Origin of the sequence: Actinomyces sp. HMT897, from assembly GCF_016626125.1 — a bacterium.
In the GTDB taxonomy this organism is placed as follows: domain Bacteria; phylum Actinomycetota; class Actinomycetes; order Actinomycetales; family Actinomycetaceae; genus Actinomyces.
This window is the reverse complement of the sequence record NZ_CP067336.1, coordinates 2,873,230-2,895,488: the sequence shown is the minus strand read 5'-3', so window position 1 is coordinate 2,895,488 and position 22,259 is coordinate 2,873,230. Positions and strand designations below refer to the sequence as shown.

The window sequence follows — 22,259 nt, the reverse complement described above, 5'->3', positions numbered from 1 at the left end:
CATAGCCGCTGTTCCTGCGTGGTTCGTGTGGCGGGGACCGTAAGATGGTGCGCGCCACCAGGCCGCCTCGTGCCGCCGAACCACAAGACCAGTTGAGGAGTTTCGAGCTGTGTCGAGCAACGTCACCGGTTCCTGGGAGTCCGCCTTCGGCGCCAACAAGTGGATGGTGGAGGAGATGCACGAGGCCTGGCAGGCTGACCCGGGCTCCGTCTCACCCCAGTGGCGTGCCCTCTTTGAGGGCGGGGACCCGGCCGCCACACCACCACCCCGGACCGGGGACGACGAGGTCCCCGCCCTGGTCAGGGCCGGAGCCTCGGACCTCGCCCCGGAGCCCGCCTCCCGGCCGGCCGACGGTGCCGGCACCGTGGCCCCCCTCCCCCGCACCGTGCGCACCCCCGACCCCGCCGTCCCGGGGTCGGGGGGCCGTCCCGGGTCCGTCCTGCGCCGGGGGGCCGGCACCGTCCAGGACGTCACCCGCTCGGACCTGCCGCTGGCCCCGGCGTCGGACACCGCCCCGCCCACCTCGCCCTACGTACGGCGCCTGCCCCACCCGCACGCCCCCTCCCCGGAGGACGGCGCCTGCGCCGACACCAGCACCCGTCTTAAGGGGGCCGCCGCCCGCACGGCGGCCAATATGGAGTCCTCCCTGGCGATCCCGACGGCGACCTCGGCCCGGGCCGTGCCTGCCAAGGTCCTCATTGAGAACCGGTCGGTCATCAACAACCACCTGGCCCACACCCGCGGCGGCAAGATCTCCTTCACCCACCTCATTGGCTGGGCCGTGGTGGAGTCGCTGGTCGAGATGCCGGCCGTGAACGTCTCCTACGCCCTGGACGAGCAGGGTCGTCCGGCGTTGCGCGAGCCCGCGCACGTGGCCTTCGGCCTGGCCGTCGACGTGCCGGGGGCACGCGGTGAGCGCCGCCTGCTGGTACCCAGCATCAAGCGCGCCGACCTGCTGGACCTGGACGGCTTCGTCTCCGCCTACGAGGACCTGGTGGCCCGGGCGCGCACGGGCCGCCTGGAGGTGGAGGACTTCCGGGGCACCACGGTGACCCTGACCAACCCCGGCATGATCGGCACCCTGCACTCGGTGCCGCGTCTCATGCCCGGTCAGGGCCTCATTGTGGGGGTGGGCTCCATGGCCTACCCGGCGGCCCTGGCAGGGGCCAGCGAGCAGACCCTGGCCCGCGCGGGGATCGGCAAGACGGTGACCCTGACCTCCACCTACGACCACCGGGTCATCCAGGGCGCGGCGTCCGGGGAGTTCCTGCGCCTGGTGGAGCGCAAGCTCCTGGGGCTGGACGGGTTCTGGGAGCGGGCCTTTAAGTCCCTGCGCATCCCCCACGAGCCCGTTATCTGGGCCCGGGACGCCACCTACGACCCCGAGCTGGAGACCGGCAAGCCAGCCCGGGTGGCCGAGCTCATCCACGCCTTCCGCCAGCGCGGGCACCTCGCGGCGGACACCGACCCCCTGACCTACCGCCAGCGCCGTCACCCGGACCTGGACATCTCCTCCTACGGGCTGAGCCTGTGGGACCTGGACCGCACCTTCCCCACCGGGGGCCTGGGCGGCACCGAGCGGGCCACGCTGCGCCAGATCCTGGACCGCCTGCGCCAGGCCTACTGCCGCACCGCGGGCATTGAGTACATGCACATCCAGGACCCGGCGCAGCGCCGCTGGTGGCAGGAGCGCCTGGAGGGCGAGTGGTCCGCGGTGGGGGCCGGCGAGCGCCGTCGGATCCTGACCAAGCTGGGCCAGGCCGAGGCCTTTGAGACCTTCCTGCAGACCAAGTACGTGGGCCAGAAGCGTTTCAGCCTCGAGGGCGGGGAGTCCCTCATCGTGGCCCTGGACCGGCTCCTGGACGCCGCGGCCCACGACGGCCTGGACGAGGTGGTCATCGGCATGGCCCACCGCGGCCGGCTCAACGTGCTGACCAATATCGCGGGGAAGTCCTACAGCCAGGTCTTTGACGAGTTCGACGGCAACGCCGTCATCGAGGGCGCAGGCACCGGGGACGTCAAGTACCACCTGGGCACGGCCGGGACGTTCACCGGCACCGACGGGGTGAGCACCCGGGTGTCCCTGGCCGCCAACCCCTCCCACCTGGAGACGGTCGACGGCGTCGTGGAGGGGATCGTACGCGCCAAGCAGGACCGTATCGGCCTGGGTGAGAAAGGGTACACGGTCATGCCGGTCCTGGTCCACGGTGACGCGGCCTTCGCCGGGCAGGGGGTGGTCTACGAGACCCTCAACATGAGCCAGCTGCCCGCCTACCGCACCGGCGGGACCGTCCACGTCATTGTCAACAACCAGATCGGGTTCACCACGGGGGCCGCGGCGGCGCGCTCCACCACCTACGCCACGGACCTGGCCAAGGGGCTGCAGGTGCCGATCTTCCACGTCAACGCCGACGACCCCGAGACGGTGGCGCGCGCCGCCCGCCGCGCCTACGAGTACCGGGCGGCCTTCCACAAGGACGTCATTATCGACATTATCTGCTACCGGCGCCGGGGCCACAACGAGGGTGACGACCCCTCAATGACCCAGCCGGTCATGTACCGTCTCATTGACTCCCTGCCCTCCACGCGCGAGGTCTACACCACCGACCTGGTGGGGCGCGGGGAGATCACGCCCGAGCAGGCCCAGGCCATTACCCGTTCCTACCACGAGGAGCTGGAGCGGATCCTCACCGAGACCCGGGAGCACCACGCCGCCTCGGGGCCGGCACCGGGCCCCGAGGAGCCCACGGACCTCAACGACCCCACGCAGGTGGGTGTGCCCCGCTCCAGCCTGGAGGTGACCTCCAGCCAGGAGGCCGGGGCCGGCATGATGATCGGCTGGACCTCCGCCGTGGACCGCGCCGTGGTCCAGCGCGTCGGCGACGCCCAGGTGGCCTGGCCCCGGGGCTTTGCCGTCCACCCCAAACTGCGCACCATGCTGGAGCGGCGTCAGGCCGCCAGCCGCGAGGGCGGGATCGACTGGGGCCTGGGCGAGCTCATCGCCCTGGGCAGCCTGCTCATGGAGGGGGTGCCGGTGCGCCTGGCCGGGGAGGACGCTCGGCGTGCCACCTTCGCCCAGCGCCACGCCGTCCTGCACGACCACGAGTCGGGGGCCGAGTGGACCCCCCTGAGCTTCCTGACCCCCGACCAGGCGCCCCTGGAGATCTACGACTCCCTGCTCAGCGAGTACGCGGCCCTGGCCTTTGAGTACGGCTACTCCGTGGAGCGCCCCGAGGGGCTGACCGTGTGGGAGGCCCAGTTCGGGGACTTCGCCAACGGCGCCCAGAGCGTCATCGACGAGTACGTCACCTCCGCCGCGCAGAAGTGGGGGCAGCGCTCCGGCCTGGTCATGCTGCTGCCCCACGGCCAGGAGGGCCAGGGGCCGGACCACTCCTCGGCCCGGATCGAGCGCTACCTGCAGATGTGCGCCCAGGACAACCTGTGGGTGGCCCAGCCCTCCACCCCCGCCAACCACTTCCACCTGCTGCGTGAGCAGGCCTACCGGCGCCCGCGCCGCCCCCTGGTCGTCTTCACCCCCAAGCAGCTCCTGCGCCTCAAGGCGGCGGCGAGCGCCGTGGAGGACTTCACCACGGGCACCTTCCAGCCCGTCATCGGGGAGCAGGAGGCGGTGCTCGCCCACGCCGGGGACGTGGAGCGGGTGCTCGTCTGCTCCGGGCGGGTCTACTACGACCTGCTGGCTGAGCGGGAGCGCCGGGAGGGGCGGGTCCAGGACGGGGGCGTGCGTACCGCCCTGGTCCGCCTGGAGCAGCTCTACCCGCTCGACGCCGCCTCCCTGGCCCAGGCCCTGGCTCCCTTCGCCCCGGCCGAGGTCACCTGGGTCCAGGACGAGCCCGCCAACCAGGGAGCCTGGCCCTTCCTGGCGCTCCACCTGCCTGACGCCCTGACCGCCACGTCCCTGGGTGCCGTGCGGCTGCGGAGCGTCTGCCGCCCGGAGGCGGCGGCCCCGGCGGTGGGTACGGCCGGGGCCTACCGGCGCAGCCAGGCCAACCTGGTCGCGCGGGCCCTGGCGCGTCCCTGAGGCGTGGCCAGCACAGGCCCGGCCGGCGCAGGCGTGGCCGGCGGCCGTCGTCGGCCTGCTGGCGACCCGCTGGTGCCAGCGTGAGAGACTGTGGCCGGGGGTCGCAGAGACAGCCAGGAGGATGCGTGGACGGGGACAGGCTGCACTTCGTCGGCGACGAGCTCGTAGCCGGCTACGGGGACGCGCGCGCCCTGGGCTGGGTAGGGCGGGTCATGGCCCGCACCCCGCGCACCATCCTGTGGACCACGCTGGCGATCCCCGGGGAGACGACGGCGCAGCTGGCCGAGCGCTGGCAGGCGGAGGTCGTGCCCCGCTCCACCCACGCCGGGACCAACCGACTCGTCCTGGGTATCGGCATGGGCGACGTCATGGCCGGGGTATCGCCAGCACGCAGCCGCCTGGCGGTGGCCAATATCGTGGACAAGGCCATGGGGGAGCGCCGCTCCTGCCTGGTGGTGGGTCCTCCCCCGCTGCCTATGGCGGATCTGGAGGCGACCGCCTCCCTGTCGCGCGCCGTCGAGGACGTCTGCTACCGCCGCGGCATCCCCTTTGTGGAGACCTTTGCACCGCTGCGCAACCACGACCAGTGGAGCACGGACGTGGCCGCCTCAGGCGGGAGGTACCCGGGCCAGGCCGGCTACGGGCTCCTGGCCTGGCTGGTCCTGCACAGGGGGTGGTACGAGTGGCTGGGGGTGCACCAGCTCCGGTAGGACGGCAGGGGGCCCGACGCCCCGCCCAGGGCACCCTCCCGTCCCCGGGGGCGGGGGCGGCTGGCGTGCTGGCGGAGGCGGGTGTGCTCGTCGAGCTGTGCGTAGAGGACCTTCAGGGGGTCCTGGTCGCCCGCCGGGCCGGGGCGGACCGGGTCGAGCTGTGCCAGGACCTGTCCTGCGGCGGGCTCACCCCGCCCCTGGGGCTGGTGCGCGAGTGCCTGGCCCACGCCCCGGACGGGGGCCTGCAGGTCCTGGTCCGTCCCCGCCCCGGCGGCTTCACCTACTCCCCGCAGGAGGTGGGGCAGATGCTCCGGACCGTGACCTCGCTGCTCGCCCTGGGGCACCGGGCCCCGGTGAGACTGGGACTGGTGGTGGGGGCGCTGCGGGCCGACGGCCAGGTGGACACGGCTGCCGCCCACGCCCTGCGCCAGGCCGCGGGGCCGGCCCCGCTGACCTTCCACCGGGCCTTTGACCAGGTGCCCGACCAGGGGCGGGCCCTGGAGGAGCTTATTGCCCTGGGCTATGACCGGGTGCTGACCACCGGGGGCCACCCCGGCGCGGCCCAGGTGGGTCCTCTGGCCGGGTTGGTGCGCCAGGCCGGGGAGCGGATCACCGTCCTGGTCTCAGGAGGCCTGCGGGCGGGCAACGTGGCCCAGGTGGTGGAGCGCACGGGCGCCAGGGAGGTCCACATGCGCGCCCCCGCCCCGGACGGTACGGGCACGGACCCCGGCCAGGTCCGGGCGATCCTGCGGGCCCTAGGACGCTAGCGGGGCCGCCCCGGAGCACGGGCGGAGCGCACCCCGCCCGGACCAGCTGGCCCGGGGACGCTGCGTCGTCTCCCGCACCTGCTGGTCCCGCCATCAGTCCCAGGGGCCGAGCGAACCCGCCTCCGCGCCCGCTGGTCACGCGCCTCGGCACACGACGGCGGCCGGTCACCCCCAGAGGTGACCGGCCGCCGTGCTGCTCAGGGTACGCGGCGGGACCCGGCTCAGGCGTTGGGACGCTTGCCGTGGTTGGCCGCGGACTTGGCGCGCGCACGGCGCTTACGACCACGCTTGCTCATATCTGCCTCCTCGTGTCTGGACTGGCCCCACGAGGGGGCTCGGAACACGAGGGATTCTCGCACAACCGGGTTTACCGGGGCCAGCCAGCCCCCGTGATCCGGTGTGGGAACGGGCACACTCCACCGTCGGGCGTGCACAAATGACGTCAGAGGCAGGAACTGACCCGCGTATATGGGCGTCGTAGGGGCCCGGGACGCCGATAATGTCCCCTATGAGCGAGGAGCCCTCCCCACCCGCCGATGACGACGCCCGCGCGGCCGCCGACCCCCAGACCCCTGTCACCGAGCTCGCCCGGCTGGCTGCCGAGCGTCCCGACCTGCACCTGGCGCTGGCCACGAACCCCGCCACCTACGAGGACCTGGTCCGTTGGCTGGCCTCCAGCCCTGACCCGCAGATCGCCCAGGCCGCCCAGGCGCGCCTGGCGGAGTCCGTGATCCAGGGCCCACCGGACCCACTCCAGGCCCCGGCCGGTGAGGCCACCGGCGAGGAGGACACCGTCCACGCCGGCGAGCTCAGCGCCCAGGTCAGTGCCCAGGGCCCGGACGTCAACGCGCCGTCGGCCTCCTCGCCACAGCATCCTGACGGGCCGCAGCCTCCCGGTGGCAAGGCGCCAGCTGCCACCTCACCGGCGGGGGCCGCACCTGCCGCCTCCACGTCGGCAGAGGCGGCGGGGGCGGCGGGGACGGACTCCCTCAGCGCCGCCCCCGCCGCGACCGACTCAGCCGGCGCCCCGGTCAGCGCGGTGCCCGCCAGCACGGACCCGGCCCTGAACGCCGCACTGACCGGCACGCTGACGCCGGGCAGGCGGTCAGGACGTCGCCGGGGGCGTTACAGCCGCAGGCGTATCGCGGTCATCGCCTGCAGCATGGTGCTCTGCCTGGCACTGGGTGTCGGCGGCGGCTGGTTCCTGTCCCTGCCGACCGCCTCCCGGTCCTCCGGCCTCGTGCCCGCGGTCAGGGCCTCCGCCAGCCTGGAGGCGCTGCACGACTACCACCTGCGCCGTCTCAACGACGGCGACTCCTCCCAGACGCTGGCCACCGTCGAGGGCACCACCGTGGCCCGGATGACCAACGGCTCCCGGGACGTCGTGGTGGCCCTGCCGCCTGAGGGCAGCTCGCTGCAGTGGGCCGTGCCCCTGCCGCCGGCGACCACCAGCTGCGCCGTTGACGGCTCCTCCCTGACCTGCGGCACCCTGCGTATCTCCGTGTCCGACGGCACGGTCACCGCCGACCAGGAGCCGGTCACCGACACCTCGGACCAGCCCGCGGACCAGGACACCGTCTTCACCAGAGCCGCAGGCTCCTCCAGCAGGCCCGCCTGGTGCGCGCAGGCCCAGGTCGACACCCTCCTGGCGGGCCGGACCGTGGACACCACCACCGTCCAGCTGTGCTCCCAGGGCACCGACATCACCGCCACCGAGGGCTCCAAGACCCTGTGGTCCCTGTCATTGTCGTCCACGGAGGCCGATCTCAACGCCATGGGGACGGACAGCGCCCCCCTGCTCCAGCTGCGCGGGAGCACACTGGTGCTGGCCCGGGCCGACGGCGTCTACGGGGTGGACGCCCGCACCGGCCAGACCACCTGGAACGTCCCGGCTCAGGTGGCCAGCTGGGCCATGGACGGCGACACCCTGCTGGTGGAGGACGGCTCCCGGCTGACCTCGGCGGTCTTTGGCGCCGACGCCGCGACGCCCACCCCGGGCCCCGTCTCCACCCCGGACCCGGGCCTGACCATGGAGGACATTAAGGACGCCACCCTGGAGCTGCCCGGGTACTGCCGGACGTGGCTGAACGGCCTCAGCGGCGTCCCCAGCTCAGGACAGGTCACCTTCAGCGACGGGAGCGCCAGCCGCAACCCCAATATCCCGCCCTTTGCCACGATCAAGACGGTCCTGCCCCTGGTGCACCAGGGCCGGACCCTCAACCTGGTGGCCATGAGCTGCAACACGGGGAGCCCCTACACGTACAACTCCATCGGCCTGTACGACTCCTCCCTGTCCCTGCTGGCCAGCATCGACCAGGACGGCTACAACGTCGGCGGGCGCCTGCCCGACGCCCTGGTCCAGAACCTGGAGGTCATTGGCTCCACGGTCACCTTCGACCTGCCGGGCCTCGGTATCTACGGGGACGACTCCATCACCCACTCCGCCGCCCGCAGCGCCACGGCGCACCTGGCCTACATCTGGGACGGCACCGCGTTCACCCGGATCGACCTGTCCTATACGGTGCCGCGCGGCACCGTGCGTCCGCCCAGCACCAAGGCCGTCCAGACCTGGTACGACCACGTCGCCGCCGGGGAGGACGACGCCGTGGCGGATATAACGGATCCCGAGCTCCTCAAGACTATTCAGTTGCCGCACTTCGGTCCCACTCCTTATTCGGCACGTTTTGTCATCGCCAAGCCGGGCAGGTATATCACCGGTTGTACCATATTCCCGCCCCTAGACAACACCAAAGCATTCACAGACTACACAACACCCATGAAGGTGAATGGTGTATCTCGCAAAGTCACCACGATCACATACAGCAACAAGGTGCAGCCAGGGGATTTCATCTGTCTAGTAGACAATAGCCCCAACCCGACGGATGGTAGTTACTCGGAGAGCTCTTTCCTCCTGCGCACTGACGAGTCCGGGGCCTTTACCGTGGTCCAGGACGGAGTATTCGTCGCAGACTGACGTCCGGGGCCTCCGGGGGTCAGGTTCAGCGCCCTCCCCCGGGTCGGGTGCGTCCAGGTCTTCCCCAAGGCACACCTGGTCCGGACGCCCCCGGCCCCGGGCGGGGCCAGCCCGTTAAGGTGACACGGCCCGCCGCCTGCCCCAGTCACCGCTAAGGGCACAGACCGGCTCCGCCTGGTCCCTCGTCCTGGCACCCTGGGGGCGGGGCCCGCGGCGGGGGCGGGGTGCGGCCCGCGGCTGGTGGCCGCGAGAGCGCGGCCCCGCGCTTTAGGGGTGCCGGTAGGTGACGCTCTCCACGGCGGTCACCGTCGTACCCACCACTCCCTTAGTGCCAGTGGTCCTGACCGCTGAGACCGTCACCGACTCGCTGCGCATGACCGACAGGCTCCAGCGGACCCGCTCGCGCAGGGCCGCCGGGGCCTGCTCGGCGCACCGCGAGCGCAGGATCTCACGCAGGTGCCGCTCGGCGTCGGCCACCTGTGAGCAGTGCGGGCAGGTGTCCACGTGCCGGGCCAGGCGCTCGGTGAGGTCGGCGGTGCACTCCTGGTCCAGGAACGCCTCCAGGTGGGCGCGCGCCTCCGCACAGGAGCAGCCGGGGTCGGCGCCCGTGCCTGCCGTCCTGCCGGGCCGGTCCATGTCCTGTGCCATCACTTGCCCTCCGTCTGCCCGTAGCCGTACTCGCGCGCGTAGTCAGCCAGGAGCCCGCGCAGCTGGCGGCGCCCCCGGTGCAGGCGTGACATGACGGTACCGATCGGGGTGTCCATAATCTCGGCGATCTCCTTGTAGGAGAAGCCCTCGACGTCCGCCAGGTAGACCGCCAGGCGACGGTCCTCGCTGAGCTGGCCCAGCGCGTCCTTGATGTCGGAGTCCGGCAGGGCGTCCAGGGCCAGGGACTCGGCGCTGGGCAGGCCCACCGAGTCGTGGGAGGCGGCCCGGTGCAGCTGCCAGTCCTCCACCGCGTCGGCGTCGGTCTGGAGCGGCTGACGCTGCCTCCTGCGGTAGGAGTTAATAAAGGTGTTGGTCAGGATCCGGTACAGCCAGGCCTTGAGGTTGGTTCCCGGGCGGTACTGGTGGAAGGAGGCGAAGGCCCGCACGTAGGTGTCCTGGACCAGGTCCTCGGCGTCGGCCGGGTTGCGGGTCATGCGCATGGCGGCGCCGTAGAGCTGGTCGAGGTAGGGCATGGCCTCGACCTCGAACCTGGCTGCGCGGGCGGCCTCGTCCTCGTCGGCCGGGGCCCGGTCCAGGACGTCAGCGTCCTGGTGGGTGGCGGCGTCCGCGGCGCCACCGGCGTCCCCCTGGGCACCGACCAGGGCGTCGGCCCCGCCGGTGACGTCCCCGCCCATGGTGGCAGGGGCGTCGGGGTCCCGGGGATCGACCACCTCGTCGGGGGTGGTCTGGTCTGTCTGGTCCTTGGTAGGCATCATCACCCACGAGCCTAGCGGTCCCGGCCCTGGTCGGCCGCACCCGCCGTACCGCCCCCTGCGGGTGGCGCGTCGGCCCGGACGCCTGCCTGGCTGCCCCGGTCGCCCCGCCCGGGTCCCGGAGGCGGGGCGGGAGGTGGCAGGCCGCGGGGGCGCTGGCGGCCCGGAGGGGTGGTTCACGCTCATACCCTGGCCAACCGGCACTCACCCCGGTTTCATTCCCCGTCCGTGTACCGAGCCCGGCTCCGGCGCGCACCGACCACGGGACCTGCTCAGCTGGTCGCCCCTCACCGCTGCGACCGGCGTCGGTCCTGGCGCCGCCTGGCCGCCTGCCCTACTGGGCCCGGCGCACGATCTGGGCAATGAGCTCGCGGCTGCAGCCCAGGGCCCGGGCGAGGGCCGTGTAGGACCAGCGCCCCGGCTCGTCGGCCCGCAGCCGCCAGATGAGCGCGTCACGCTCACTCCGGTACCGGGCGGCGAGGGCGTCGGCCTCGAGGGCCCTGGTATGCAGCTCGGCAGCGCGTGCCGCCAGGGGGTCAGAGCTGCCCACCCTGCGGGGCGCACGGTCCCGCAGGATGCCCTGACCGCCGCCCCGGGCACGGCCGGGACCATCCACGTCGGCGTGGCCGCGGACCGTTGAGGCAGCACGCCGGGCGCCAGGGGGGTGGCCGTCCTCTACCAGGACGGCCACCCCCCTGGTACGTACACCACTCAGCGGGTCAGAGGCCACGGGCGAACTCCGCGATGAGGCTCGGTACCGCCGCGTCGAAGCCGACGACGTCGAGCATGCCCGGGTCGTCCGGGTCGGCGATGGAGAAGCCCGTGGAGGTCATGCCGACCACAATGAGCCGCGCGTCAATGCCGCTGCGCTCCCGGTAGCGCTGCAGCGCCTGGTAGGGGTGCACCTCGCCGTCCCACGTCTCGTTGTCGGTGTAGACCACGAAGGTCTCCACCTCCAGCTCCTGCTTGATGGCGTACAGCATGGGCAGCGCGCAGTCGGTGCCGCCGAAGTCCATGGCGTCCACCGCGGCCAGGGCGTCGTCGAGACGGCGCCGCGGGGAGATGTCCAGCTGGGTCAGGGCGGAATCGCTCCACATGCCGCTACCGGCGTCGGAGAAGCCGTAGGCCACCGCCTCCGGCTCGGTGGCCAGCTGCACCAGGGCCAGGGCCGCTGAGGCCTCCCGGGCGCTGATCCTCATACCCGAGATCGACATGCCCATGGACCAGGAGACGTCCAGGGCCAGCATGGTGCGCTTGCCTGAGGGCTCCACCGCGCCGAAGGCCGCGTAGAAGGCCGCGTCCAGGGCGTCGGTGACCTTGGTCGTGGGGGTCCACTTCGTGGTGCCGCGGTAGGAGGTACCTGAGGCGTAGGTGCGCTGGGCGACCAGCACGTTCACCGGGTGCACACGAGCGGCCCGCAGGCGCTTGGCGTCGGTCAGCTGCGCGCAGACCTCCTGGGTGCGCCCGCCGATCGCGGGCAGCAGTCCCAGGCGGGTCAGGCGCGGCAGCTGGCGTATGAGGGCGGTCATGGGCACGCCGACGTCGAGCAGGGCCTCCCACACCACGGGCTGGGTCAGCGCGGCGGTGGGCAGCATCTCCCAGGTCAGGCGGTAGTCGCGGACGATCCGCGCCCAGGCGTCGGCGTCGGTGGCCTGCTGCGCCTTGACGAAGCCCTCAATGAGGGCGGGGGTCGCCTCCCCGAGGCCGGCGTGGGCGATCCAGTCGAAGGTGGCGCGCAGGCCGGCGTCGTCGGTGCGCGGGTGCGCCAGGCGCAGCAGGTCGCGGTGGCTCCAGCCCTCGCGCTGACGGTACTTGACCGCCTGGTAGGCGAGGCTGTCGGCGTCGCGGCCGGTGTACCAGGAGCCGACGGCACGGCGCAGGCCGCGCCCCCAGCCGCGGAACTGCTCGACGTAGCGGGCGAAGGTGAACAGGTGCGAGCCGGTGCGGGCGACCTGGGGCAGCGCGGCCAGGGCGGCGTCGCGGGACTGCGGCACGGAGGTGGCGTAGGCCAGGGCGAACAGGGCCGGGTTCTGCCTTGGCGCCGCGCCGCTGGTCGAGACCTGCACGATCGTGTCGACCAGGGTGCGCGGGTCCTCGGAGGCCAGGCGCTCCAGGACCTTGACGTTGTCAACGGCCAGACTCTGGGCGCTGGTGTAGTAGGTGCCGCCGTCCACGCCCAGGATGAGGAAGCGTCGCAGGCGCGCGACGTCGTCGAGGGCGAAGACGTAGCCGCCGGCTGAGTTGGCCACCTGCTTGGCGGTGGCCTTCTGCTGCTGCGGCGTAATCCGGATGTTGATCTTCCTCAGTACGTCCACGTCCTCCCCTTCCGGACGACTTGTTCCTGGGCGGCTGCCGGGCTGCGTACCTGCCGCGGCAGGCGCGCCACCCGGCAGCCAGCTGGCCCACCGCACGGCGGCCGTGCGGACCTGCGCGGGTGGTGGCGGGCGTGGGTGTGGTCCCCGAGTTCCTCCGAAGAGGGCCGGGAATCGAACCCAGCTGTGCCAGTCGATAACCGGGGAGCCTCCGGCCCGCCGCCACCCGCGCAGGTGCCGGTCTGTGCCGACGGCAAGGAGTGTAGACCCCTACACACCTGCAGGGCAAGCCTCACCGCGACAGCCTTCCTGACGGGCAAGCCCCTGCACGTCTGGAGTCAGGGAGGAGCCGAGGAGCGTGTGGGCAGTGGCAGCATCAGCTCAGGACGTGCGGCCCGGGGGATAAGAAGAAGGGTGGTGTCCGGGCGGTCGTGTAAGGTGATGACCGTTAAAGGTAGCTGGCCGAGGCCACCTAACTGAATCAGAACGCTCTACCGTTAAGCTAACGACGAATAAGACGTAAGCGTCTGCGCCTGAACTACCGGTCACGGCGGTACCGGTGAGTACAGCAGTAACGCCGCAGGGGACTCGAACCCCTGACCTGAACTGATTCAACCTGCAGCGATAACTGGCCATCTCCGGCCCGCCCGGACACCGCCCAAGTGTATCCCCTCCGCCTGGCGGGCGTCAAAGCCCGGCGTGTCCTGGGGGTGGGGCCCGGACGGTCGTGGAAATTGAGGGGCGGAGACCAGCCGCTCTGCTACGAGCCTGGTGTCAGGGACTTGAACCCCGAAAGCTGGGTTTCGTTTAAGAGACGATAACCATCCCTCGTTCGTCCCGCCCGGGCAGGGACCATTATAGGCCAGCACCTGCCGTGGATCAAGGACGCAACCCGCCAGAAAGGGCTCAGAGGACGGGGTGAGGCCCGGGCGGTCATGGTGGGCGTGACCGGACTGCCAGCCGCTCTGCCTACTGAGCTACCGGCGCGAGCGCCGACGGGGACTCGAACCCCGGACCTGCTGGTCCTTTCGACGGTAACCGGTCACTTCCGGCCCGCTCGGACGAGGCGAGTGTAGAGGTACCACCTATACGATGTCAAGCCCTTGACGGGACTCGTCCTGGGTGCCCCTCGTCCTGGGTGCCCGCAGAGGCCTGGTGCCGCCCGCCGTCCCGGCAGCGCAGGACGCCGGCGGTGCCGGGACGGACCAGGCGCAGGGGCGGCGAGAGGCCACCAGGGCGGATGCGGCCCGCGGGGCCATCGGACGCCGGGCCCCCACGGGCGCTGGCGACACCAGGGCGCTCACGGTCTGGCCCCGTCCTGGGCGCCACGGTCCCCCGCGCACGCCAGAGCGACCACCGTGGGGCCCCCGCCTCCGGCGGCGGCGCCACGGGCCCCGCGGGTGCCGGCGACACGAACGGCGGGGACTGGCTGAAGTACCCTCCTGCCGGGGGGCGCGTGGGCCAGGATTGGTCCATGGACCTCCTGCGCACCTTCGCCCGCCCCGTCCTCGCAGCGACCTTTGTCGTCGAGGGCGTCGACGCCGTCACCCGCCCCGCAGGCCACGTGCGCAGGTTCCAGCGGGTCTACTCCCCCTGGGAGCGCCTGGGGCTGCCCCCGCTCCTGAACGCCGACGTGCGCATGATGACCCGGGCCGCGGGGGTCGTGAGCGTCGCGGCGGGCCTGGGGCTGGCCAGCGGGCGGGCACCACGCAGCTGCGCCCTGGCCCTGGCCGCCCTCAATGTCCCCCTCACCCTCGTCAACCACCCGCTGTGGCTGTCCCGCGACCAGGAGGAGTGGCGCGAGGCGGTCCTGGGCTGGGTACGTCGGGCCACGCTCGGGGCGGGCCTGCTCCTGGCCGCCGTGGACCGGGAGGGCGGGCTCCTGGGGGCGCAGGCCGACGGCCCGACGCCGGACGGCCCAAGCGCACAGCCCCGCTGAGCCGCCCCGGCAGGGCCCGGGACCACCCGTCGGGTCCTGGCCAGGACGCTGGCCACCCCCGTGCGCGAGCTGGGCCTTCCTTATGGACCTCTTGGCCGCGCACGCGCAGCCCCGTACCCCGTGGCGGACGCCGGGTTGGAGTGGGCGGGCTCTTGGCCGCCCTGGCTCCCACCCTGTGCCTGGGGCCGCCCCCGTGCGCGAGCTGGGCGCCCTGTCGCCGCACGCCCAGCCCGCCCTCGCGATACGCTCAGGCTACCCGTACGCCACAGGATGGGAGACCAGCCATGACCGTAACCCCCTCAGACAGCCCCAGCGACATTGTGTGGACCTGGACCGACGAGGCTCCCATGCTCGCCAGCCACTCCCTCCTGCCCATTGTGCGAGGGTTTGCCAAGGTCGCCGGCGTGAGCGTGGGGACGGCGGACATCTCCCTGGCGGGACGGATCCAGGCGGCCTTCGACCTGGCTGACGACGACCTGGGGCGCCTGGGGGCCCTGACCCGCTCCCCCCGGGCCACCATTGTCAAGCTCCCCAATATCTCCGCCTCCCTGCCCCAGCTCAAGGCCGCCATTACCGAGCTGCGCTCCCAGGGCGTGGCCGTGCCCGACTACCCCGACTCCCCCGCCACCGAGGCCGAGCGCGAGGTCCGCGCCCGCTACGACTCCGTCAAGGGCAGCGCCGTCAACCCGGTACTGCGTGAGGGCAACTCCGACCGGCGCGCCCCGGCGGCCGTCAAGGCCTACGCCCGCTCCCACCCGCACCCCATGGGCGCCTGGTCCCCCACCTCCCGCACCCGGGTGGCCACCATGGGAGCCGACGACTTCCGTCACAACGAGCACAGCGTCATCGTCCCCGAGGCGGGCACGCTGCAGATCCGGCTGCGCCCGGAAGGGGGCGGCGAGACGGTCGTCCTGCGGGAGTCCCTGCCGGTGACCGCCGGGGAGGTGGTGGACGCCACGCACCTGGGGGCCGCCGCCCTGGACGCCTTCCTGGCCGACCAGCTGCGCGCCGCCAGGGACGAGGGGCTCCTGCTCTCCCTGCACCTGAAGGCCACCATGATGAAGGTCTCCGACCCGGTCATCTTCGGCCACGCGGTGCGCGCCGCCCTGCCGGGCGTCTTCTCCTCCTACGGCGACGTCCTGGCCGCCGCGGGCCTGCGCGCCGAGGACGGGCTGGCCTCGATCCTGGCGGGGCTGGACGCCCTGGAGCAGGGTGAGGAGATCCGCGCCGCCGTCGCCGCGGAGCTGGCCGCGGGCCCGCGCCTGTCCATGGTGGACTCCGACCACGGCGTCACCAACCTGCACGCCCCCAATGACGTCATTATCGACGCCTCCATGCCGGCCATGATCAGGGCCGGCGGCAGGCTGTGGGGGCCGGACGGGCAGCAGGCGGACACCCTGGCCGTCATCCCCGACTCCTCCTACGCGGGCGTCTACGCCGCCGTCATCGAGGACTGCAAGGAGCACGGGGCCCTGGACCCGGCCACCATGGGCTCGGTGCCCAACGTGGGTCTCATGGCCCGCAGGGCCGAGGAGTACGGCAGCCACGACAAGACCTTCGTCGTCCCCGCCCCGGGCACCGTGGAGGTCGTGGTGCTCCACGGCGCCGGGGCGCGCCCGGGCAGCGTCCTGCTGTCCAGCACGGTCGGCGCCGGTGACATCTGGCGGGCCTGCACCACCCAGGACGACGCCGTACGCGACTGGGTGCGCCTGGCTGTGTCCCGGGCCCGGGCCACCGGTGCGCCGGCGGTGTTCTGGCTCGACCCCGCCCGGGCCCACGACGCCGTCATCCGCACCCTGGCGGAGCGCTACCTGGCCGATGAGGACACCACCGGCCTGGACATCCGGTTCCTCGACCCGGTGGCGGCCACCCGCCTGTCCCTGGAACGGGCCCGGCGCGGGCAGGACACCATCTCGGTGACCGGCAACGTGCTGCGCGACTACCTCACCGACCTGTTCCCCATCCTGGAGGTGGGTACCAGCGCCAAGATGCTCTCGGTGGTGCCGCTGATGAACGGCGGGGGCCTGTACGAGACGGGCGCGGGCGGCAGCGCCCCCAAGCACGTGCGTCAGCTCCTCCAGGAGGACTACCTGCGCTGGGACTCCCTGGGCGAGTTCCTGGCCCTGGCCGAGGCCCTGCGGCACGTGGCCGAGGTGAGCGGCAACGCCCGCGCCACCGTGCTGGCCGACGCCCTGGACGCCGCCACGGGCAGGCTCCTGGAGGAGAACCGCTCCCCGGCCCGCCGCCTGGGCGGGATCGACAACCGCGGGTCGCACGCCTGGCTGGCCCTGTACTGGGCGCGCGCCCTGGCGGCACAGGACGCCGACGCCGACCTGGCCCGGGCCTTCGCGCCCCTGGCCGACGCCCTGGAGACGACCAGCGCCCAGGTGCAGGCCGAGCTGCTCGCCGTCCAGGGCCACCCGGTGGACATCGGCGGCTACTACCGGCCCGACCCGGTCGCCACGGCCGCGGTCATGCGTCCCAGCACCACCCTCAACACCCTCATTGACGCCCTGTGAACGGCGCGGAGGACGTGGTGGGAGGCACCCCGACCACCGGTAGCGGTACCGGCAGGTGGCTGCCCGGCGACAGCGCGCCGATGCGCCGCGGGCCAAAGGAAGGCGTCAGCGCCGCTGACAGACGGCAGGGGGCACCGGTGCGCCGCGGGCCAGGGGCCCTGCCGGTGGGGCGCGCACCCGGAGCTACCGGGGCGCCGGTACCGTGGCCGGCCCCGCAGGCCCGTGGCCCCCTGGACGCGGTGGTGGAGCTGCCGGGCTCCAAGTCCCTGACGGCCCGTGCCCTGCTCCTGGCGGCGGTGGCCAGCGGCCCCAGTGAGCTGGTCGGTGTCCTGCGCAGCCGTGACACCGACCTCATGGTGGCCGCCCTGACCACCCTGGGGGCACGGGTGGAGCCCCTGGACCAGGCGGGCACGCACCTGCGGGTCACGCCCGCGCCCCGCCCCTTTGCGGTAGGGAGCGGGGCGCGGGTGGACTGCGGCCTGGCAGGGACGGTCATGCGCTTCGTCCCGCCCCTGGCGGTCCTGGCCAACGCCCCCGTGACCTTTGACGGCGACGCCGCCGCCCGCCGGCGCCCCCTGGGTCCCCTCCTGGAGGCCCTGGAGCACCTGGGGGCTGGCATCGACTACCTGGGTGAGGCCGGTCACCTGCCGGTACAGGTGACCCCCCGCTCCGCCCCCCGCCCTCGCCGCGAGAACGGTACTTGTTCGCCGCGAGAACGGTACTTGTTCGCCGCGAGAACGGTCCGCACGGGATCCGAGGGACCGCACGCGCCCGGTGCGGCACCCGCAGCGGGCACGGTGGCGCCCGCCGTCAGGACCGCTCCGACGGCGGTGCGTACCATAGCGGGCCCGGCCCGGGTCCACGTGGACGCCTCGGACTCCTCCCAGATGCTGTCCGCGCTGCTCCTGGTCGGCTCGCTCCTGCCGGACGGCCTGGAGGTCACCCCCACCGGCCCGGTGCCCTCCCTGCCCCACGTCGCCATGACGGTGGCCTGCCTGCGTGACCGTGGCGTGGTGGTGGACGAGCCCGACCCCGCCCAGGTCCCAGGGCAGCGCACCTGGCGCGTGCACCCGGGGGCGCCGTCGGGCGGGAGGGTGGTGATCGAGCCGGACCTGTCCAACGCGGGCCCCTTCCTGGCGGCCGCCCTGGTGGCGGGAGGACGGGTGAGCGTCCCCCGCTGGCCCGCCGCCACCACCCAGGCCGGTGACGCCTGGCGCCGCCTCCTGCCCCGCATGGGTGGGCACGTCACCACCAGGCGGCAGCCCGACGGGTCACTGACCCTCACGGTCCGCGGCGACGGCAGGCTCCGGGGCGTGGACGTGGACCTGGGTGAGGTCGGGGAGCTGGCCACCACCGTCGCTGCCCTGACCGTGCTCGCGGGCGCCCAGGGGCGGGCCTCCCGCCTACGGGGGCTGGCCCACCTGCGCGGGCACGAGACGGACCGCCTGGCGGCCCTGGTGGCGGAGACCAGGCGGCTGGGCGGGAGCGCCTACGAGGTCGCCGACGGGCTGGCCATTGACCCCTCCCCCGTGCATCCGGCCCGCCTGCGCACCTACGCCGACCACCGTATGGCCACCTTCGCCGCCGTCGTCGGCCTGGGGGTGGCGGGGGTGGAGGTGGAGGACGTGTCCGCGACGTCCAAGACCCTGCCGGGCTTTCCCACCATGTGGTCACACATGCTCTCATCCGCCGGGGCGTCAGGTGCGGCCGCAGCACCCGCCCCGGCAGACGCTCCAGCGGCCTTAACGCCCCGGGGTGCGGAGGGGTCGGCTGAGTGACACGCCGAGGCAGCCGGGACACCGGCACCGACGACCCCCGGGTGCGCGTCCGCCCGGGCCGGGGCTCACGCCCACGCACCAAGCAGCGCCCCGCGCACGAGGACGCGCACCTGGGCACGGTGACCCGCATCGACCGCGGGCACTACCGTGTCCGCCTGGAGGAGACCGGCCTCACCCAGGACGGCAGCGGGGACATCACCGCCGTCAAGGCGCGCGAGCTGGGCCGGGGCAAGGTGGTGGTGGGCGACCAGGTGTCCGTGGTCGGTGACGTGTCCGGACGCAAGGACACCCTGGCCCGTCTGGTGCGCACCCTGCCGCGTCGCACCCTGCTGCGTCGCTCCGCCGAGGACGGCGACGCCGCGGGCACCGAGAGACCCGTGGTGGCCAACGCCGACCTCCTGGTCATTGTCACCGCGGTGGCCGACCCCCAGCCGCGCCCCCGTATGATCGACCGCTACCTCGTGGCGGCCTATGACGCCGGGATGGAGCCGCTGCTGGTGCTGACCAAGTCTGACCTGGCCGACGCCGCCCCGCTGCTGCGCCTCTACGAGCCGCTGGGGGTACGCTCACTGGCCACCCGCCTGGGAGCCCAGGGCGCGGGAACCCCCGGCGGCAGGCCCGACGGGCCTACCGGGCCAGGGGGCCGAGCCGGCGACGAGGACGACGGCGTCAGGCCCGGTGCCACAGGAACCGGCACCACAGGAACCGGCACCACAGGAACCGGCACCACGGGACCCGGTATCGAGGACCCGGCGGCCCCGGGCCCCGGCCCGGAGGGGACCACCGGGGCAGCTGGCAGCGGACCGGCCGACCCGACCGGCATCGAGGCGGTCCGTTCCACCCTGACGGGCAGGGTATCGGTCCTCGTGGGGCACTCCGGGGTCGGGAAGTCAACCCTCATTAACAACCTGGTCCCCGGCGCGGACCGGGCCACCGGGGGCGTCAACGAGGTCACCGGGCGCGGACGGCACACCTCGGCCTCCCTCCAGGCCCTCCAGCTGCCCGGTGGCGGCTGGGTCATTGACACCCCCGGGGTACGCTCCTTCGGAGTGGCGCACGTCTCCAGCGCCGACGTGCTGCGGGGCTTCCCGGATCTGGTGGAGGTGGCCCGGGACTGCCCGCGCGGCTGCACCCACGAGGCCGACCAGCTCGAGTGCGCCCTGGACGAGTGGGCCGCCGGGGCCGTGGGACCCGCCCAGGAGGCAGGTGCGCTGGTGGTGCGCCGGGCCCGGGTGGACTCCTTCCGGCGCCTGCTCGCCCCCGCGCTGGAGGCCGAGGACCCCACCAGGCCCTGAGCCGGGATCTGGGACGGGGGACGGCGCCCTCCCCGCTAGGGCCCCGCCTGCGGCCCCTCGCGTCTGCCGGTGGCGTGCGGGGCCAGCCCTGCCACTCCAGGAACCTGTCCCCACCGAGGCCGGGTAGGCCCGCCACTCAGGCTCCGCCGGTGACGCGCAGCCACTCCTGTAGTGCGCGGGCGGTAGGCCCGCGCCACTCAGGCTCCGCCCAGAATGACGGGGCAGGATGGCGTCATGCCGGGTCCCCTCCCTACCGTCACGATCCGTCCCGCCGTCCCCGAGGATCTTGACGCCGTCACCAGCCTGCTGACAGGCGTCTTCGCAGCCGACCCGCTCATGAGCGCTATTACGGCCGCGGCCCCGGACCCGTACGCGGCCCTGGACCACCTGCACCGGGTCGAGCTGTCCACCCACTACCTGGACCCGCAGGCACCTGCCGTGGTGGACCTGGCCGTGGACGCCGAGGACAGGATCCTGGGGACCGCCCTGTGGGACGCGCCCCGGCAGGAGACCGGGACCAACCGCCCCCTGCCGGACCCCGAGGAGCTGCCGGAGGGACTGGACCTGGAGGTCCTGGGCGACGCCTGGGAGCTCATCCGGCTCGACGCCGCCCTGTGTGAGTCCGCCAGCCCCCGCGACCCGCACTGGTACCTGTACATGATCGCCGTCGCACCTACCGCTCGTGGGACCGGTACTGGCTCGGCACTGCTGCGCCACGGCCTGGAACGGGTCGACGCCGACCACGCCGTCGCCCACCTGGAGGCCACGACCCGCGCCGCCGCACGCCTCTACACCCGTCACGGGTTTGAGGACGCCACCACCCTGAGGCCTCCCGCGGACATGCCCGACTACTGGGCCATGACGCGACCGGCACGCTGAGGCAGGCGCGGCTGCCCGCACAGGAGCGCCCCGCGGGCCGGAACCGGGGGCAGTGCGGGGCGGCACCTCGCCATGACCGACCCGGCCAGCTCGCAGACCCCGTCCCACACCACCGGATCCGCACGTGGGCGGGCCCACCTGGCGGGACCGCGCAGACGGGCCCGGCTGTCGGTGCCCTACCGTGACGCGCCTGCCGGACCGGTCCCGCACGCACCGGGCCCGTCCCTGGGCCGGGAGCGCCTCCGCGGTCAGCGCCAGCGGGTGCTGACCACCTGCTTGCCGTAGGGGAAGCAGGTCACCGGGATCATCTTGATATTGGCGACGGCCAGGGGGATGCCGATAATCGTGATCGCCTGCAGGGTCGCGGTAATAAGGTGCCCGAGGGCCAGCCAGAGTCCGGCCACCAGGAACCACACAACGTTGGCGATCCCGCTCACGACCCCCGCACTCCGGGTGGGGACGACCTCACGGCCGAAGGGCCACAGGGCGTACCCGGCAATGCGGAAGGAGGCCACTCCAATAGGTATGGTTATAATGAGTACGCAGGCAATGACCCCGGCCAAAAAGTAGCCCAGGAACAGCCAGAAACCGCCGAATATTACCCAGATGACATTAAGGATGGTGCGCATGGAGGGAGCCTACCAGAAGACACGCTGGGCGATGGCGTCGGCGAAGTTGTCCAGGGCGTCCGGTGTCGAGCCCAGGTAGAGGCCCGCGTCAATGAGGGAGACCTCCATGAGGTAGAAGCCGCCCTGGCCGTCGCCCACCATGTCCACGCGGTTGAAGAGCAGCTGGATATCACGCCCGGCGTGCTCCTTAATGAGACCGTGGATGGCCTTGCGGACCCGCTCGCCCCACAGCCACTCCTGCTCACTGGGCTCCCGGGCCGTCACGACCTCCTCGTGGACCTCGTCGGTGGAGCGGAAGCGGGGGTGGAGCATAGGGGCCTTGTCCACGGCGTGGGACAGGATGCCGTTGAAGTAGACCAGGGAGATCTCCCCCCCGCGGTCCACCTGCTGCAGGTAGCGCTGGACCATGACGGAGCGGCCGTGGCGCAGGTGGTGCATGGCGTCGTTAATGGCCTGGGAGCGGCTCCCGGCGTGCGTGGACGTGTAGCGGCCGGTGCCCCGCCCGCCCGAGGATATGGCGGGCTTGACCACGAAGTCCCCCTGCGCGGGGAAGCGGGTGTGGACCTGGTGCTTGGACAGGCCCGCCGTGGGCTCCAGCCAGGTGGTGGGGATCATGGGTACGCCCAGGTCGGCCAGGCGCCCCAGGTAGTGCTTGTCAGAGTTCCAGGTCACGACGTCGGAGTGGTTGGCCACGCGGGACAGGGAGCGGGCCCACTCCAGGAAGGCGGCGTACTTGTCCTTCGTGGCGTAGTCGCGCACGCTGCGCATGACGACGACACCGGCGTCGTCCCAGTTCACGGCGGGGTCGTCCCAGATGGCCACACGGGGCTCGATGCCGCGCTCGCGCAGGGCGTCAGACAGGCCACGGTCGTCCTCGTCAAGGTTCGGAAAGTCGGCGGAGGTAGCCAGGGTCACGATCGGCTTGGTCACGACCCTAGACTACCGTGAGATGCCCCACGTGGTCCTCTCACCGCGCCGGGAAACGAGGTACGTGATC

Annotated in this window: 15 protein-coding genes; 9 read left to right on the top strand and 6 right to left on the bottom strand. The window is 72.8% G+C overall.

Annotated elements, in window-relative coordinates; all coding sequences use genetic code 11:
- Positions 1 to 109: 109 nt before the first annotated feature.
- The 4 genes from JJJ15_RS11230 to JJJ15_RS11215 all read left to right on the top strand — a co-directional run bounded on the left by JJJ15_RS11230 (position 110) and on the right by JJJ15_RS11215 (position 8,490).
- Positions 110 to 4,039: a multifunctional oxoglutarate decarboxylase/oxoglutarate dehydrogenase thiamine pyrophosphate-binding subunit/dihydrolipoyllysine-residue succinyltransferase subunit gene (locus tag JJJ15_RS11230; RefSeq protein ID WP_281433024.1), complete on the top strand. Its 3,930-nt coding sequence runs from the start codon at positions 110 to 112 to the stop codon at positions 4,037 to 4,039.
- 125 nt (positions 4,040 to 4,164) lie between these two features.
- Positions 4,165 to 4,749 (top strand): GDSL-type esterase/lipase family protein, encoded by a 585-nt coding sequence (locus JJJ15_RS11225; protein ID WP_106108725.1) that lies wholly within the window; start codon positions 4,165 to 4,167, stop codon positions 4,747 to 4,749.
- 83 nt (positions 4,750 to 4,832) lie between these two features.
- Positions 4,833 to 5,516: a copper homeostasis protein CutC gene (locus tag JJJ15_RS11220; RefSeq protein WP_200510792.1), complete on the top strand. Its 684-nt coding sequence runs from the start codon at positions 4,833 to 4,835 to the stop codon at positions 5,514 to 5,516.
- Positions 5,517 to 6,024: 508 nt separating this feature from the next.
- Positions 6,025 to 8,490, top strand: a complete 2,466-nt coding sequence (locus tag JJJ15_RS11215) for a hypothetical protein (protein WP_200510791.1) — start codon at positions 6,025 to 6,027, stop codon at positions 8,488 to 8,490.
- A 267-nt stretch (positions 8,491 to 8,757) separates the two neighbouring features.
- On the opposite strand, the gene rsrA is transcribed toward JJJ15_RS11215, so the two are convergent.
- The 4 genes from rsrA to JJJ15_RS11195 all read right to left on the bottom strand — a co-directional run bounded on the left by rsrA (position 8,758) and on the right by JJJ15_RS11195 (position 12,226).
- A complete protein-coding gene (gene rsrA / locus JJJ15_RS11210; protein ID WP_200510790.1) occupies positions 8,758 to 9,138 on the bottom strand; it encodes a mycothiol system anti-sigma-R factor in 381 nt (126 codons plus the stop codon).
- Complete coding sequence (locus JJJ15_RS11205; RefSeq protein ID WP_348641475.1) at positions 9,138 to 9,911, bottom strand: sigma-70 family RNA polymerase sigma factor; 774 nt, start codon at positions 9,909 to 9,911, stop codon at positions 9,138 to 9,140. The genes rsrA and JJJ15_RS11205 overlap by 1 nt, the downstream gene beginning before the upstream one ends.
- Positions 9,912 to 10,245: 334 nt before the next feature.
- Entirely contained in the window at positions 10,246 to 10,461 is a 216-nt protein-coding gene (locus tag JJJ15_RS11200; RefSeq protein WP_200510789.1) for a hypothetical protein, read from the bottom strand.
- 169 nt (positions 10,462 to 10,630) lie between these two features.
- On the bottom strand, positions 10,631 to 12,226 hold the full coding sequence (locus tag JJJ15_RS11195) for a TROVE domain-containing protein (RefSeq protein ID WP_200510788.1): 1,596 nt from the start codon (positions 12,224 to 12,226) through the stop codon (positions 10,631 to 10,633).
- Between the two features lie 1,471 nt (positions 12,227 to 13,697).
- On the opposite strand from JJJ15_RS11195, the gene JJJ15_RS11190 reads away from it, so the two are divergent.
- From JJJ15_RS11190 to JJJ15_RS11170, 5 genes are all read left to right on the top strand, one after another.
- Entirely contained in the window at positions 13,698 to 14,162 is a 465-nt protein-coding gene (locus tag JJJ15_RS11190; protein ID WP_200510787.1) for a DoxX family membrane protein, read from the top strand.
- Between the two features lie 284 nt (positions 14,163 to 14,446).
- A complete protein-coding gene (locus tag JJJ15_RS11185) occupies positions 14,447 to 16,681 on the top strand; it encodes an NADP-dependent isocitrate dehydrogenase (protein WP_200510786.1) in 2,235 nt (744 codons plus the stop codon).
- Positions 16,682 to 16,845: 164 nt separating this feature from the next.
- Complete coding sequence (locus JJJ15_RS11180) at positions 16,846 to 18,459, top strand: 3-phosphoshikimate 1-carboxyvinyltransferase (RefSeq protein WP_281433046.1); 1,614 nt, start codon at positions 16,846 to 16,848, stop codon at positions 18,457 to 18,459.
- Complete coding sequence (locus tag JJJ15_RS11175) at positions 18,456 to 19,754, top strand: ribosome small subunit-dependent GTPase A (RefSeq protein ID WP_246742048.1); 1,299 nt, start codon at positions 18,456 to 18,458, stop codon at positions 19,752 to 19,754. Before JJJ15_RS11180 ends, JJJ15_RS11175 begins: the two co-directional genes overlap by 4 nt.
- Before the next feature lie 234 nt (positions 19,755 to 19,988).
- Positions 19,989 to 20,633, top strand: coding sequence for a GNAT family N-acetyltransferase (locus JJJ15_RS11170; RefSeq protein WP_200510785.1), 645 nt, complete (start codon positions 19,989 to 19,991; stop codon positions 20,631 to 20,633).
- A 248-nt stretch (positions 20,634 to 20,881) separates the two neighbouring features.
- Here JJJ15_RS11170 and JJJ15_RS11165 read toward each other — a convergent pair whose 3' ends face one another.
- Both JJJ15_RS11165 and JJJ15_RS11160 read right to left on the bottom strand, forming a co-directional pair.
- On the bottom strand, positions 20,882 to 21,262 hold the full coding sequence (locus JJJ15_RS11165) for a YccF domain-containing protein (protein ID WP_200510784.1): 381 nt from the start codon (positions 21,260 to 21,262) through the stop codon (positions 20,882 to 20,884).
- A gap of 9 nt (positions 21,263 to 21,271) precedes the next feature.
- Positions 21,272 to 22,192, bottom strand: coding sequence for a glutathione synthetase (locus tag JJJ15_RS11160; protein WP_200510783.1), 921 nt, complete (start codon positions 22,190 to 22,192; stop codon positions 21,272 to 21,274).
- Between the last annotated feature and the right edge of the window lie 67 nt (positions 22,193 to 22,259).